The organism is Rhodococcus sp. WS3 (genome assembly GCF_003797085.1).
GTDB classification, from domain to species: Bacteria; Actinomycetota; Actinomycetes; order Mycobacteriales; family Mycobacteriaceae; genus Rhodococcus_F; species Rhodococcus_F globerula.
The window spans coordinates 181012-194975 of sequence record NZ_RKMA01000001.1 but is presented as its reverse complement, the minus strand read 5'-3'; the positions used below and the strand labels follow the sequence as shown (position 1 = coordinate 194975).

Genomic DNA, 13964 nt, shown 5'->3' with positions numbered 1-13964 from the left:
GGACTGAGTCAGGACAGCGATACGGGCATGATATCTGCCACGATGACGTGAATGAGGCCGTCGCGAATCTCGAATGTCTCCCGGATCTCGACCGTCATCAAGCGTGTGTCGGCAACGCCGGCGTCGAGGAGATAGACGGCGGTCACGACGTCCCCCTCTTCGGTCATTCGAAGATCACGCACGGACTGAATCACGGTGTACTGCACACCGTGATCGAGGTCGGCGCTCAACTGAGGGCCCGAGAACCCGGTTTGGATGCCTGCTTCGACGCGCGTGGCGTCCGGCGCGAAGTGCACGTCGGTGACGTCGTGAGAGACCAACGCGTCGATGTAGGCCCGGGCTTCTGCCTCACGGGGTGAGTCCGGTGCGGCTTGGGCAAGTGAAGCACCGGTAAAAATCATTGCTGCAGAGATGGCTGCAGTGGCGACGGTCTTTCCGAACGTGGACATGAGTTCCTATCGCGTGGTGTTGGTGCAACTGAGTGGGGGATCGACAAGCGAGCAGAATGCGGGCGCTTTCACGGGTACGTATTCCGGCCCGACGCCGTTGTTTTCGATGATGTTCCGGTACGTCTCCACGCCGTCGGTGGGGGTACGGGTGAGGGTGGGATCGGTCAGGACGTCGACGGTGTACAGACCGAAACGTGGCCGGTACGAACCCCATTCGTAGTTGTCGGTGATGGACCAGTAGTTGTATCCGATAACGTCGGCGCCGTCCTCGCGGGCGCGTTCCATCCAATAGACGTGGTCGCTCAGATGATTCGAGCGCGTGTACCCGTCGAGGCGAGGATTTCCGTTGTCCGTGGGCATTCCGTTCTCGACGATGTAGAGGGGGAGTGCCGGGTACTTGCGCGAATAGCGCATCAGTGCGTCGTACAAACCCTCGGGCTGTGGTGTGACGTTGTAGAACTCGTCGATCGCGGCGTAGGCCGCGGTCGGGTTGTCCAGTGCCACACCGTAGTAGTAGTCGATACCGAGGAAATCGAGCTTGTCGTTGACCCGATCGGTGAACACGGAGTCGATTGCCTCCGAGACACCCGGAATGAACGCGAAGTTGCTGCTGACACGAGCGCCCGGGTCGAGGACGTTGATGCGGTCGTAGATCGATCGGTGCACTCGAACAAGTGCGTCGAACATCAAGGGTGCCTGGGGGAGCGTGATTCCGCCGTACGTCAACTCACGCTGCACGTACACCGTCGGTTCGTTGATCGTGATCCACAATGCGCCGACCCCGGAGTATCGCGCGACCACCTTCTCGGCGTTGGTCAGCCAGTCGGCTTCGGTTTTCGGGTTTGTCCACCCACCTTGATCGACGACCCAACCCGGATATACCCAGTGATCGAGAGTGATCATCGGCGTCATTCCGCGGGCCAGGATATGCGCGACAACATCGTCGTAGTATCCGAATTCGGTCTCGTTCCACGTTCCGGGTGAGGGTTGCACCCGCGCCCATTCGACGCCGAAGCGGAACACCTGCGCGCCCAGATCTGCCGCGCGGTCGATGTCCTCGGTGAAGCGGTGCCGGAAGTCGACCGAGTCGCCGATGATGTCGTGGGTGCGACCCGATGCGGAGTACCTCGACCAGTTGCTGTCTGGGGAGGAACCCTCCGACTGAAAACCGGAAGTGGCAACGCCCCATAGGAACTCCTCCGACGGGGTTCCCGATGCCTGCGCCGGCGATGCCGCCACCCCGATCACGAGGGCGAGTAGGGCGGCGGCAATCGACCGTGACGTGACTCCCATGATGGGAGGTTAGGTCATACAGGTGTCCAGAAAGGTGGCTTTTGCAGGATCAGAATTCAATCGTCATCGGACCGGGAGTCCACATACCCGAACGTTGCACGCGGGATTCGTCGAGTTCCGCGGGTACCGCCGCAGGATCCAGTCGAGTGTATTTCTCGATCGAACCCCAGTCGCGACCCCAGTCGTTGTCGAGATACGACGGTATGGTCTGCGCACTGACGAGGAGATCGATCCACCCGAGCGGACCACCACCGAAGTGGTCCTGCCACGCTGTGGTCACGAGTGCGCCGCTGTGATCGGGCAGGATGCGGTACTCGGGAACCTCGGCAACGCCGACGCGATGGTCGAACGGGCGCTGGCACGGAAAGGCCAGACCCACAGCCCAATCCAACATCACGGGAGCGTCGGAACCGACAACGTCCTGCAGTTTCTGTGTTTGCGGTACACGCGGCGGAGTAACCGCTACCCATTGATCGTCCTTGCTGTCGAGATCGCTGACAACAAGACGAATAGTGTTGGCTTCCACAGGAATCTGGTCGAGAGGAACGCGAAGGTTGCGCCACGACGGCGACGGGCCGATGTCGAGAGGTGCGATTCGGCCACCGATTTCGACGTCATCGGCACCTCGCGCGGTGCCGTATTCGACCTCGACGTTCTGCCCGTACGTGACGATGCCGTCAGTGTCGACGGATCGGACGCGTCCGGCTGCGGCGATGGAAATGATGTCGCCGCGGGTGCCGCTGTCGCTGAGGTCGGGAAGTTGGTACCACCCACTGGTCAGGGTGCCCGGTGCGGCTTGGCCGTAGCTGCCCATCACCGGAGTTGTGGCGGGATCGAGGCCGAACGGCAACGCGACCGAACTGCCGTTGACGCCGGTCACTCCAGCACCACCACCGGTTCCGGCGGAGTTTCCGGCCGTGGTCTCGTCGCTGTCGACAGTGTTGGCACCACCGGTGGCGGTCGCTTCCTCGTCGGCGCTGAGGTCGCCGGCAACACCGTTCGGATCAAATCCGGTGGCGCCGCCGGCTGAAAGTGCGGTTGCGATGTCGCCGGACAACGGAGCCAGCATCGATGCGTTCGGATCTGTTTCGAGCAGGACGTCGTTGGCTAGTCCACAGGGTTGTCCGAGCACCGCGTCGACGTTCGCGCGACCCACCGAATAGGCCGGGTACTGGCTGATCACGCCCTTGGACATCGAGAGAACTTCGAAGAGAACCATGGCACCGGCCGCGACGGTCAGCGGTGAGATGGCCAGCAGGCGAGCCTGACGCGGCGACATCTCCTTGCCGACGGTGTACGGCTCACGGAAGAAGAACCACGTGGCGACCCCGAGCATCAGCACGGTCAGCCCGAGGAGAACGGTGCTCGCGCCGAGCCCACTGATCGATACGGGTTTGTCCCACCAGGGAACGCTGTAGCTCGAGACGTAGTAGTAGCTGTTGCTGCCGGTGAACGCCACTGCGAGCAGGAACAGCACGCCTGCGGCGAACAGCGCGCGATTGCGCGGGGAACGCAGAAGGGTGGTTCCGACCGCAACTGCCGTCATCATTGCGAGCACTGCTGTCAGCCCTGCGAAGATTCCGAAGTGGTGCGTCCACTTGGTGGGCGAGAACATCAGCAGCGGCAGCGCGCCGATGGTGAGACCGACAATTCGCCGCGGCGGGCCGGCGGCCAATCCGGGGATGCGGCCGCCTTTGCGGAGCATCATCGCGGTGCAGACTCCAAGGCACAGGAACATGACAAAAACGCCGAAGCGCCGTGTCAGTGATCCGTCGACGGAGATGTTGAGCAGGTACTGGTAGCGCAGATATTCGTCGAACCACGGAGCGTTCGGTGAGATCGAGTGAACGCGCTGCATTTCGATGACGGCGGCCAGGCTCTGATCGCCGAAGGCGGGGATGAGAATCGACAGTCCTGCAGCAAGAAGCGGTCCGACGGCAGCGAGGTAACCGGTGGTCCGAGCGCGTTCGACGATGATGCCGATGACGGGACGGATGCCGGCGATCAGCGCGGCGAAGCAGATCAGTCCGGACGGACCTGCCGTCAACGTGAACCCGGCAATCAGAATTGCGACGGCAACCGGCAGGAGTCGACGTGTCGCGATGGCGCGTTCGATCGAGCACCACGTCAGGAGAACGCCGAGTGCAACAATCGGTTCGGGGCGCAATCCGTTGTTGAACGGGAGCCAGAATGCGAGAAAAACGAGCGCGCCGGTCCAGAGAGCAAGACGGTTTCCGCGGATTGCTGCGCCGAGGCGCGGGGCGACCTCACGACTGATGACAAGCCACGCGACGACGCCGGCCACCAGTGCTGGGAGCCGGACCCACGGGCTTGCCGGACTGATGTGCGCGAGCAGTCCGAGGATGTTGTAGTAGGGAGTTCCGAACGGTGTTTCCGGGACGGCGAACCAGCGGAAGTAGTTCGACATGTACCCGGATTGCTCAGCTGCCCTGGCCATCGTGAACTGGTAGCCGTCGTCGGTTGTCGTGGCTCCGATGAAGTGCCACAGCACCAATGTTCCGATGACAACACCGTCGACGCGGGTGAATTTCCACCACCTCGTCGGCAGAAATTTGCGGCTGTGACGGCCGTCGAGATTATCGAGGCGGTGCAACGCGACGAGCGAGATGATCGCGGTCAGCGCACCGAGAATCAGGGCGAGCGTTTTGATCGTCGACGGGCTCGACGTGAATCGGGAGTCGGAGACTATCGAGACGTCCAATCCGGCGGCAGCGGTGTTCAGGTCGCTGAACACGCCGACAACTTGCGGCCGGTGGTCACCATCGAGAATCCGTGGCTCTGACCCGGTGACGGAGACCGTCGTCCGGGTGGGCTCGGCGAGCACCGTCAGCGCGCAACCGCCGGGGAGTTCGTCAAGCGGTCCCGAGAACACAACCTCGTCCCGCAGGATCGCGTCGACGCGTGCGGGTGCGTCTGCCGATGCGGGCGACACCGTAGCGACAAACCCGTAGCGACGCGCATCGGCGGCGCTTGCGGGCGCGGTAGATACGAGGGTTCCACCCGTTGCTGCCAGCTCGTTTATCGACGCGCACGGAATGGAGGCCTCGAACCGCTGCGGTGTGTACGAGACGAGGGGGGATTCGACGCTGGTCGTCGAACCGGCCTGTGGCCAGTTGATGCCGGCCGTGTCCTGCTGGATAGGCAGGAACGGTATGGATACACACGCGAGGATTCCGAGAACGGAGGCAACGATTGCCACCATCCTTGCGTGCGACTGCCGTGCGGCGCGCTGCGGAATCGGCGGGTTGGGAGGTGCGGCCACGGCCACGTCACTGTCTGTCACGACTTTCGACCCTAGCGGTGCGTGACGCGTTTGTTATAAACACAGCGACCTTCGAAATGTCGGATGTGGAATTTGCCTAAATCCCGCGACGCCGATCGACAGTGACCGCCGCCACTGGCGGCGATGGCGGGTGGTCGCTGAGCGCCGCAGGTGGACCGGTGCTTAACAGGGTGCGACTATCCTGAATAATTGACGTCAGTTCTGTGTTCTCTCCGCGAGACACAGGTCCCCCGTTTGCGTACGAGAGGAACTCTCATGCTTGCCCGCACCGACCTGCGTGGTCGTACCCCATCCACGGCCGAACTTCGTGCCGCGCTTCCGCGAGGTGGAGTGGATGTGGATGCGGTGCTGCATCAGGTTCGCCCGATGGTCGAGGCCGTTCGCGATCGCGGCGCAGAAGCTGCTCTCGAGTTCGGCGAGAAGTTCGACGGCGTGCGCCCGTCTTCGGTCCGCGTTCCGGCAGCTGAGCTCGAACGCGCACTGCGCGAACTCGACCCCGCAGTCAAGGAAGCCCTCGAGGTTGCGATCGAGCGCACTCGCAAGGTGCACGCCGATCAGCGTCGCAAGGACACCGTCACAGAGGTCGTTCCGGGTGGCACGGTCACCGAGCGTTGGGTTCCGGTCGAGCGTGTTGGTCTCTATGTTCCCGGCGGCAACGCCGTGTATCCGTCGAGCGTTGTCATGAACGTCGTCCCGGCTCAGACCGCCGGCGTCGGATCGTTGGTTGTCGCTTCGCCTCCACAAGCTGACTTCGGCGGATTGCCGCACCCCACCATTCTTGCCGCCGCAGCCATGCTCGGCGTCGACGAGGTGTGGGCCGTCGGCGGCGGGCAGGGCGTTGCCCTCCTGACCTACGGCGGAACCGACACCGACGGAACCGAGCTTGTCCCGGTCGACCTCATCACCGGTCCCGGCAACATTTATGTCACTGCCGCAAAGCGTCTGTGCCGCGGACTGGTCGGCATCGACGCAGAAGCCGGTCCCACCGAGATCGCGATCCTCGCCGACCACACCGCTGACCCGGTCCACGTTGCCGCCGACCTCATCAGCCAGGCCGAGCACGACGTGATGGCCGCCAGCGTCCTTGTCACGACCAGCGTTGAATTGGCCGACGCGGTCGACAAGGCTCTGGCCGCGCAACTCGAGATCACCAAGCACCGCGAGCGCGTCACCACCGCCCTCACCGGAAGCCAGTCCGGAACCGTTCTGGTCTCGGACGTCGCAGCTGGTCTCCGCGTAGTCAACGCCTACGCAGCCGAGCACCTCGAGATTCAGACCGAAGATGCCACCGGTGTCGCAGCTCAGGTCACCAGCGCCGGAGCGGTTTTTGTCGGTCCGTGGGCGCCGGTCAGCCTCGGCGACTACTGCGCCGGCTCCAACCACGTTCTGCCGACGGCCGGCTGTGCACGTCACTCGTCCGGACTGAGTGTGCAGACGTTCCTGCGCGGCATCCACGTGATCGACTACTCCGAATCGGCATTGAAAGATGTTGCCGGACATGTCATCACGCTGGCCAATGCTGAAGACCTGCCGGCTCACGGTGAGGCTGTGCGTCTGCGGTTCGAGGCTCTGCGATGAGTGCCGCTCCCGGAGCGTCGATTTCGGTCGACGCGCTCCCGATTCGCGAGAACCTGCGCGGTAAGTCCGCGTACGGCGCTCCGCAGTTGACGGTTCCCGTACAGCTCAACACCAATGAGAACCCGCATCCGCCGACGCAGGCGCTCATCGATGACGTCGCCGAATCCGTGCGTGAAGCGGCCAAGGAACTGCACCGTTACCCCGACCGCGACGCTGTGGCGCTGCGGACGGATCTTGCTGCGTACCTGTCGAAGCAGACGGGTGTACCGGTCACCGTCGACAACCTCTGGGCGGCCAACGGATCGAATGAAATCCTGCAGCAACTACTCCAGGCCTTTGCCGGTCCTGGACGCAGCGCGATGGGATTTGTGCCCTCGTACTCGATGCACCCGATCATCGCGGACGGCACCGATACCGAGTGGGTCGAGGTCTTCCGTCGGGATGACTTCGCATTGGACGTGGATGCTGCCGTCACCGTGATCGCGGAACGTCGACCGGATGTCGTGTTCGTGACCAGTCCCAACAACCCGACCGGCCACAGTGTCGGCATCGCGGAACTGCGACGCATCCTCGAGGTGGCGCCGGGCATCGTGATCGTCGACGAGGCTTACGCCGAGTTCTCCGCCGCCCCCAGTGCGATGACGCTCATCGACGAGTTCCCCACCAAGATCGTGGTCACGCGCACGATGAGCAAGGCGTTTGCGTTTGCCGGTGGCCGACTCGGCTATCTGGCTGCCGCCCCCGCGTTCATCGATGCATTGTTGTTGGTGCGCTTGCCGTATCACCTCTCGGTGGTCACGCAGGCTGCCGCGCGCGCTGCGCTGCGTCACGCCGACGAGACCCTCGCCAGCGTTCACGCATTGTCAGCCGAGCGTGATCGGGTATCGAAGGCATTGGCGGACACCGGTTTCCGAGTGATTCCCAGTGACGCGAACTTCATCTTGTTCGGTCAATTCACCGACAGTGCGCAGGCGTGGCAGGCCTACCTCGATCGAGGTGTCCTCATTCGCGACATCGGTATCCCCGGATATCTGCGGGCGACGGTCGGACTCGAAGCCGAGAACGACGCGTTCATCACAGCCAGTGACGAGATCGCCGGTACAGAACTCATCAACGCAGGAGAAACGGCATGAGCGATCGCATTGCGCGGATCGAACGAACGACGCGAGAATCCAGCATCGTCGTCGAATTGAACCTGGACGGGACCGGCATTGTCGACGTTTCCACCGGCGTCCCGTTCTTCGACCACATGCTCACCGCGTTGGGTACGCACGCCAGCTTCGACTTGAGTGTTCAGGCGAAAGGTGACGTCGAAATCGACGCTCACCATACCGTCGAGGACACCGCCATCGTTCTCGGTCAGGCGTTGGGTCAGGCATTGGGGGACAAGAAGGGTATTCGCCGATTCGGTGATTCCTTCATCCCGATGGACGAAACCCTCGCGCACGCGTCCGTCGACGTGTCCGGCCGTCCGTACTGCGTGCATACCGGGGAACCGGATTACATGGTGCATTCCGTCATCGGCGGGTACCCCGGCGTTCCGTACCACGCGGTGATCAACCGCCACGTCTTCGAGTCGATCGCGCTCAATGCTCGTATCGCCCTGCATGTTCGGGTTCTGTACGGACGCGATCAGCACCACATCACGGAGGCCGAGTTCAAGGCTGTTGCTCGCGCTCTGCGTGAGGCCGTCGAGCCGGATCCGCGCGTGAGCGGCGTGCCTTCGACGAAGGGCACTCTGTGAGCGTCCTCTTTACCTATCTGTTGTTCATCGGCGCGGGAATCGCTGTGGGCGGGGCCTACTCGATGTTCAAGGTGAACAAATTGGCGTCGGGAATCCTTCTGGCACTGGCAATTCTTGCAGCGGTAGCCGGCGCGCTGCGCATCTGATGGTCGAACGCACATCATCCCCGGGGTTACTCCGAACCCCGGGGATGATCAGTGTCCTGGTCATGGCTGCTGCCGCATTTGGTGGCTGGTCGTTACTGCTTCCGGTTGTTCCGTTGGTGGTGGCGCAGTCGGGTGGCTCCGACGCCTTGGCCGGGGCCGTGACGGGCGTCTTCATGGCGGCTACTGTGCTGACACAGTTGCTGGTGCCGCGCTTGTTGAGGACTCGCGGCTATCGTCCTGTACTCACTGCGGGGTGCCTGTTGCTCGGGCCACCGTCGCTGGTGCTGTTGATGTCTTCCGATTCGATTGCGGCGTTGTCGGTGTCGGCAGTGCGCGGTGTCGGATTCGGTTTGCTCACGGTCGCCGGCGGCGCACTGGTCGCGGAATTGGCGCCCAGGCGGATACTGGGCCGAGCTACCGGAGCCCAGGGCATCGCGATTGCAGCCTCTCAAATGGCAGGGTTGCCAATGGGTTTGGCGATAGCGGCACGATGGTCGGCCACACCGGTCTTCGTTTTGGGCGCCGTGGTTCCGGCGCTCGCGGTAATCGCCATCACCCGCTTGCCGAAATTGCGCGCTCAGCCAACCGGCACGTCTGCGCGAGTGAGTGTGTTCACGGTGATCGTCCCCGTGGTCGCGCTTGCGTGCGTGTCAGCGTCGTTCGGCGGCTTGTCCTCGCTGTTGCCCATCGCGATTTCGGATCGTGCCGCGATCGCCGGCGTGGTGCTGGCGACGGCCAGTGGGTCCATGCTGGTGGGTCGATACTCAGCGGGATTGATCTCCGATCGATTCGGTAGCGGCAAGATGCTCGCACCGGCCTTGGTGTCGGCGACAGTCGGTCTACTCCTGTTCGCCCTGAGTGTCGACGACGGTGCGAATGTGGTGTTGATCGGCGCTGCAGTGCTTTTCGGGTTCGGATTCGGTGCTGTGCAGAATGAATCCTTGGTCATGGCTTTTTCGGCTGCAGGTCCGAAACGCATCGGATCGGCCAGCGCGATCTGGAACATCGCATACGACGCCGGAACTGGAATCGGCGCGATTGCGCTGGGATTTGTGGCATCGGCGTCGGGATACACGTGGGTATTCATCGTCTCGGCAAGTGTCGTCGCGTTGATCCCGGCACTCGCTGTGGCCGGCACATCGATCGGCCGGCGGGGCGATCCGAAACCGGACAACCACACGGCAGGTTCTAAGATCCGGAGTTATGACAACCTTTGACGACACGGTTATCGCCGGTGTGACCGCTCATATGAATGCGGATCACACGAGCGACAATCTGATGATCGTTCGGGCTTTCGCGGAGCCGACCGCGACCAGCGCGCGAATGGTGGGACTCGATTCGGTTGCGGGCGAGTGGGTTGCCGAGGTCGACGGGACGGAAAAGCTCGTGAAGGTTCCGTGGCCCGAGCCGGCAGTGGACCGCGCCGCCATCCGGACGCAAGTGGTTGCTCTGTGTATGGACGCGTACAACAAACTTGGTGTTGCGAGGCCCGAGCACTGATCGCAGTAGCGTCAGACGTGCCCGATAGAGTTGGGGCATGAGCGCTTCCACGATTGCCGTCCTCGACTACGGCTCCGGCAACCTGCATTCGGCCACCCGCGCATTGGCGCGCACCGGCGCACAGGTGGAGGTAACCAGCGATCCCAAGGTGGCGCTGGCCGCAGACGGCCTGGTCGTTCCCGGCGTCGGCGCTTTTGCTGCGTGCATGGAGGGCCTGCGTGAGGTTCGGGGTGAGCGGATCATCGGTCAGCGCCTCGCGGGCGGACGGCCGGTTCTGGGCATCTGTGTCGGTATGCAGATCCTGTTCGAGCGCGGCGTCGAATTCGGCGTCGAAGCCGAAGGGTGCGGCGAATGGCCCGGCACTGTCGAGCGCTTGAAGGCCGATGTGTTGCCGCACATGGGATGGAACACCGTCGAAGCACCCGAGTCCAGCACGCTGTTCAAGGGCATCGACGCGGACACCCGTTTCTACTTCGTCCACTCGTACGGTGTGCAGAACTGGGAACTGCCGCCGTCCGAGCACATCGCTGCTCCCAAACTGACGTGGGCCGATCACGGCGGAAAGTTCCTCGCTGCCGTCGAGAACGGTGCGCTGTCCGCAACGCAGTTCCACCCCGAGAAGTCGGGCGATGCGGGTGCTGAGTTGCTGAGCAACTGGGTGCAGAGTTTGTGACCGGACCTTCCGGCAAGTACAGCGGAGACAACTTCTCGTTGGCTCGTCTTGCGCTGTTCTCGCTCGGCGCCGCCGTGGCTGTTCTGGCAGTCACGACGGTGATCGTCGTTCTGGTGGATCCGACGCCCGTCGTGGGGCTCGTGATCGGCCTCGTCGGGGTTGGCGCGGCCATCGCGGCGATGGGCGTCGTGTCGAAGCGGATGACGCGAAATGCCTTCGGCGACGGTGATCAAGACCCGACACACGGTTCAAGGTCCTGACCGACTAGGGTTATCGCACGTGAGCCTGGTCCTTTTGCCTGCTGTGGATGTTGTCAACGGTGAAGCTGTTCGCCTCGTGCAAGGAGAGGCGGGAAGTGAGACCGGTTACGGGTCGCCCCGCGACGCCGCCCTTGCGTGGCAGAACGACGGTGCCGAATGGGTACATCTTGTCGACCTCGACGCCGCCTTCGGGCGCGGATCCAACAGCGAACTGCTGGCAGGCGTCATCGGTGACCTGACGGTCAAGGTCGAACTGTCCGGTGGAATCCGTGACGACGCCTCCCTCGAAGCTGCACTGGCCACCGGCTGTGCTCGCGTCAACCTCGGCACCGCTGCCATCGAAGATCCCGAGTGGTGCGCTCGTGCATTGGCCAAGTACGGCGACAGGATTGCCGTCGGCCTCGATGTGCGTCTGGTCGACGGCCAGTACCGTACCCGCGGGCGCGGCTGGGTCACCGACGGCGGAGACCTCTGGGAAACCCTCGCTCGTCTGGACCGTGACGGCTGCACGCGTTACGTCGTCACCGACGTATCCAAGGACGGAACCCTCACCGGTCCCAATCTCGAACTTCTGAGCCAGGTGTGCGCCGTGACCGACGCCCACGTTGTTGCATCCGGTGGTGTTTCAACCATCGACGATCTGCTGGCCATCTCCAGCCTCGTTGATCAGGGCGTCGAAGGCGCGATTGTCGGCAAGGCGCTGTACGCCGGCCGCTTCACCCTTCCTGAAGCACTTGCTGCAGTTTCCGGTTAGATTCGCTTGATGAACCCGCCGCGTGACCTCGACGAACTCCTCGCGATTGCCGGTGGGCTGCTTGACGGCGTTCACGATCAGTTTGTTGCCGGTGTGGGTTCGCCGAGCGCAGTCCGTAAGGGTTGGGCCGATTTTGCCACCGAGGTGGACCTCGCGCTCGAGAAGCGGTTGTCGTCGGAGTTGTTCGATCGCACCGGGATTGAAGTGCACGGCGAGGAATTCGGCGGGCCCGACATCGAGTCCGGGCTCGTCTGGGTTCTCGATCCCGTCGACGGCACGTTCAACTACTCGGCCGGGCTCCCGCAGGCCGGCACTCTGCTGGCATTGCTCGACGACGGCGTTCCGGTCCTGGGGTTGACCTGGTTGCCGTTGATCGGACATACCTACGCGGCAAAAGCGGGCGGCCCGTTGCTGGTGAACGGCAGCGCCGTACCACCCTTGGCATCCACTGATCTGGCGTCGTCGATCGTTGCGCTGGGTGCGCTCAACGCGAAGAGTCGCGGACGAATTCCCGGCAGCTATCGGCTGGAAGTACTGGCCGAAATCAGCAAGGTGTCTTCCCGTATCCGTATCCACGGCAGCACGGGAGTTGATCTGGCCTTCACCGCGGCAGGCATTTTGGGCGGCGCAATCGTCTATGGGCACAATGCGTGGGACAACGCGGCGGGCGTTGCCCTTGTCCGCGCGGCAGGTGGGGTAGTCACCGACCTCGCCGGTAACCCGTGGACCGTAGAATCGGGTTCGGTACTTGCTGCCGCTCCCGGTGTTCACGGTGAAATTCTCGACATCCTTACATCGCTCGGTGATCCGCGCGCTTCGTCCCCAGGAGGACCAACGTCATGACCCTCGCAGTTCGTGTGATCCCGTGCCTCGACGTCGATGCCGGACGAGTGGTCAAGGGTGTCAACTTCGAGAACCTTCGCGACGCGGGCGATCCGGTCGAACTGGCCGCAGCGTACGACGCCCAAGGCGCCGACGAGCTGACCTTCCTGGACGTGACCGCGTCGACGTCTGATCGTGGCACGATGCTCGACGTCGTAAGTCGTACTGCCGAGCAGGTTTTCATTCCGCTGACGGTGGGCGGCGGTGTACGCACGGTCGAGGACGTCGACCGCCTGCTGCGCGCCGGAGCCGACAAGGTCAGCGTCAACACCGCAGCCATCGCACGTCCTGAACTGCTCAAGGAATTGAGTGAGCGTTTCGGTTCGCAGTGCATCGTCTTGTCCGTCGACGCAAGGACGGTTCCGCAGGGCCAGCCGGACACGCCGTCCGGCTGGGAGGTCACGACGCACGGTGGCAAGCGCGGAACCGGCATCGACGCGGTCGAGTGGGCCGAGCGCGGCGCAGAGTTGGGGGTCGGAGAGATCCTGCTCAACTCCATGGACGCCGACGGCACCAAGGCCGGTTTTGATCTGCTGATGATCCGCGCGGTCCGCGCCGCCGTTCACGTTCCGGTGATTGCCAGCGGCGGCGCCGGTCTGGTCGAACATTTTGCGCCTGCCGTCGAAGCAGGCGCCGACGCAGTCCTCGCGGCGAGTGTCTTCCACTTCGGTGACCTGAGCATCCCGCAGGTCAAGGACGCCATGCGCGCCGAAGGGATTGTTGTCCGCTAGGTGTTTTCTGCTCGGATTCCGTCGAACATCATCCGGGTGATCGCCTGATTGAGGGCGGTGCAGTCCACGGACGACTCGGCTCGCAGTCCCTGTATGCCGCTGGCCAGCATCATGCCGTTGACGGCCTGGGCCGTATTCGCGATGTCGAGGTCGGCGCGAAGGTATCCGCATTCGACGCCGTGACGGAGATATCCGGCAGTCAGTGCGGCGGCCTGGTCGAGTAGGTCGAGCATCCGGCCCGTCAGGTCGGCGTCGACCCCCGTTGTCTCGAAGAGCAGCACCCGCGGGATCCGTGGGTCGTCGAAAAAGATACGGGGGAGTACATCCGCGATGCGGGCTACCTGAGCTCGGTACTCGTCCAAGGTGTTGGCTGCGTCCGGCGCATTGTCGGTGGCCAGTGCGTCGATGATCTTGGCAATCAGATCGTCGATAACGTGATCGATGATGTCGCGTTTGTTCTCGAAGTATCGGTAGAACGTGCCGTGGCCGATACCGAGAGTTGTTGCAATATCAGCGATTCCGGTGGCGTGATAGCCCCGTTGGGCAAAACACTCGAACGATGCGTCGATGATCTCGCGGCGTAGTTCCGCCTTTTTTCGCTCCGCTCGGGTTATGGCCTTCGTCACGCTGAAGATGATACCGTTTTCCAT

At 63.1% G+C, this 13964-nt stretch carries 15 protein-coding genes; 11 read left to right on the top strand and 4 right to left on the bottom strand.

Annotation, left to right across the window (positions count from 1 at the left end; genetic code table 11):
* Positions 1 to 8 precede the first annotated feature (8 nt).
* From EEB13_RS00790 to EEB13_RS00780, 3 genes are read right to left on the bottom strand one after another with little or no spacing between them, the layout of a single operon-like run.
* Positions 9 to 449 carry a hypothetical protein gene (locus EEB13_RS00790; protein ID WP_033230919.1) on the bottom strand — a complete coding sequence of 147 codons (441 nt, stop codon included), beginning with the start codon at positions 447 to 449 and terminating at the stop codon, positions 9 to 11.
* 6 nt (positions 450 to 455) lie between these two features.
* Positions 456 to 1742, bottom strand: coding sequence for a glycoside hydrolase family 1 protein (locus EEB13_RS00785; protein ID WP_141484418.1), 1287 nt, complete (start codon positions 1740 to 1742; stop codon positions 456 to 458).
* Between the two features lie 49 nt (positions 1743 to 1791).
* Complete coding sequence (locus EEB13_RS00780; protein ID WP_261984525.1) at positions 1792 to 4965, bottom strand: arabinosyltransferase domain-containing protein; 3174 nt, start codon at positions 4963 to 4965, stop codon at positions 1792 to 1794.
* A 336-nt stretch (positions 4966 to 5301) separates the two neighbouring features.
* Here EEB13_RS00780 and hisD point away from each other — a divergent pair, with 336 nt between their 5' ends.
* From hisD to hisF, 11 genes are all read left to right on the top strand, one after another.
* Positions 5302 to 6624: a histidinol dehydrogenase gene (gene hisD / locus EEB13_RS00775; protein ID WP_092800465.1), complete on the top strand. Its 1323-nt coding sequence runs from the start codon at positions 5302 to 5304 to the stop codon at positions 6622 to 6624.
* On the top strand, positions 6621 to 7757 hold the full coding sequence (locus EEB13_RS00770; RefSeq protein ID WP_095886457.1) for a histidinol-phosphate transaminase: 1137 nt from the start codon (positions 6621 to 6623) through the stop codon (positions 7755 to 7757). Before hisD ends, EEB13_RS00770 begins: the two co-directional genes overlap by 4 nt.
* Positions 7754 to 8368, top strand: coding sequence for an imidazoleglycerol-phosphate dehydratase HisB (gene hisB / locus EEB13_RS00765; protein ID WP_033230915.1), 615 nt, complete (start codon positions 7754 to 7756; stop codon positions 8366 to 8368). Before EEB13_RS00770 ends, hisB begins: the two co-directional genes overlap by 4 nt.
* A complete protein-coding gene (locus tag EEB13_RS31330; RefSeq protein WP_033230914.1) occupies positions 8365 to 8514 on the top strand; it encodes a hypothetical protein in 150 nt (49 codons plus the stop codon). Before hisB ends, EEB13_RS31330 begins: the two co-directional genes overlap by 4 nt.
* Positions 8515 to 8576: 62 nt before the next feature.
* A complete protein-coding gene (locus EEB13_RS00760) occupies positions 8577 to 9731 on the top strand; it encodes an MFS transporter (RefSeq protein WP_261984420.1) in 1155 nt (384 codons plus the stop codon).
* A complete protein-coding gene (locus tag EEB13_RS00755) occupies positions 9718 to 10014 on the top strand; it encodes a DUF2470 domain-containing protein (RefSeq protein ID WP_033230913.1) in 297 nt (98 codons plus the stop codon). The genes EEB13_RS00760 and EEB13_RS00755 overlap by 14 nt, the downstream gene beginning before the upstream one ends.
* Before the next feature lie 37 nt (positions 10015 to 10051).
* Complete coding sequence (gene hisH / locus EEB13_RS00750; protein ID WP_033230912.1) at positions 10052 to 10687, top strand: imidazole glycerol phosphate synthase subunit HisH; 636 nt, start codon at positions 10052 to 10054, stop codon at positions 10685 to 10687.
* On the top strand, positions 10684 to 10947 hold the full coding sequence (locus EEB13_RS00745; RefSeq protein WP_033230911.1) for a membrane protein: 264 nt from the start codon (positions 10684 to 10686) through the stop codon (positions 10945 to 10947). The genes hisH and EEB13_RS00745 overlap by 4 nt, the downstream gene beginning before the upstream one ends.
* 19 nt (positions 10948 to 10966) lie before the next feature.
* On the top strand, positions 10967 to 11701 hold the full coding sequence (priA, locus tag EEB13_RS00740; protein ID WP_033230910.1) for a bifunctional 1-(5-phosphoribosyl)-5-((5-phosphoribosylamino)methylideneamino)imidazole-4-carboxamide isomerase/phosphoribosylanthranilate isomerase PriA: 735 nt from the start codon (positions 10967 to 10969) through the stop codon (positions 11699 to 11701).
* A 9-nt stretch (positions 11702 to 11710) separates the two neighbouring features.
* Positions 11711 to 12544, top strand: coding sequence for an inositol monophosphatase family protein (locus tag EEB13_RS00735; RefSeq protein WP_141484416.1), 834 nt, complete (start codon positions 11711 to 11713; stop codon positions 12542 to 12544).
* Complete coding sequence (gene hisF / locus EEB13_RS00730) at positions 12541 to 13314, top strand: imidazole glycerol phosphate synthase subunit HisF (protein ID WP_033230908.1); 774 nt, start codon at positions 12541 to 12543, stop codon at positions 13312 to 13314. The genes EEB13_RS00735 and hisF overlap by 4 nt, the downstream gene beginning before the upstream one ends.
* Here hisF and EEB13_RS00725 read toward each other — a convergent pair.
* Entirely contained in the window at positions 13311 to 13940 is a 630-nt protein-coding gene (locus EEB13_RS00725; RefSeq protein ID WP_033231415.1) for a TetR/AcrR family transcriptional regulator, read from the bottom strand. The two genes, hisF and EEB13_RS00725, sit on opposite strands and share 4 nt — an antisense overlap.
* Between the last annotated feature and the right edge of the window lie 24 nt (positions 13941 to 13964).

Excerpts from the sequence above, each read along its gene's own strand:
- EEB13_RS00760 (WP_261984420.1), top strand. The coding sequence starts at position 8,577 with ATGGCTGCTGCCGCATTTGGTGGCTGGTCGTTACTGCTTCCGGTTGTT.
- hisB (WP_033230915.1), top strand. The coding sequence starts at position 7,754 with ATGAGCGATCGCATTGCGCGGATCGAACGAACGACGCGAGAATCCAGC.
- hisF (WP_033230908.1), top strand. The coding sequence starts at position 12,541 with ATGACCCTCGCAGTTCGTGTGATCCCGTGCCTCGACGTCGATGCCGGA.
- hisH (WP_033230912.1), top strand. The coding sequence starts at position 10,052 with ATGAGCGCTTCCACGATTGCCGTCCTCGACTACGGCTCCGGCAACCTG.
- EEB13_RS00790 (WP_033230919.1), bottom strand. The coding sequence starts at position 449 with ATGTCCACGTTCGGAAAGACCGTCGCCACTGCAGCCATCTCTGCAGCA.
- EEB13_RS00770 (WP_095886457.1), top strand. The coding sequence starts at position 6,621 with ATGAGTGCCGCTCCCGGAGCGTCGATTTCGGTCGACGCGCTCCCGATT.
- hisD (WP_092800465.1), top strand. The coding sequence starts at position 5,302 with ATGCTTGCCCGCACCGACCTGCGTGGTCGTACCCCATCCACGGCCGAA.
- EEB13_RS00785 (WP_141484418.1), bottom strand. The coding sequence starts at position 1,742 with ATGGGAGTCACGTCACGGTCGATTGCCGCCGCCCTACTCGCCCTCGTG.
- EEB13_RS00755 (WP_033230913.1), top strand. The coding sequence starts at position 9,718 with ATGACAACCTTTGACGACACGGTTATCGCCGGTGTGACCGCTCATATG.
- EEB13_RS00735 (WP_141484416.1), top strand. The coding sequence starts at position 11,711 with ATGAACCCGCCGCGTGACCTCGACGAACTCCTCGCGATTGCCGGTGGG.
- EEB13_RS00780 (WP_261984525.1), bottom strand. The coding sequence starts at position 4,965 with ATGGTGGCAATCGTTGCCTCCGTTCTCGGAATCCTCGCGTGTGTATCC.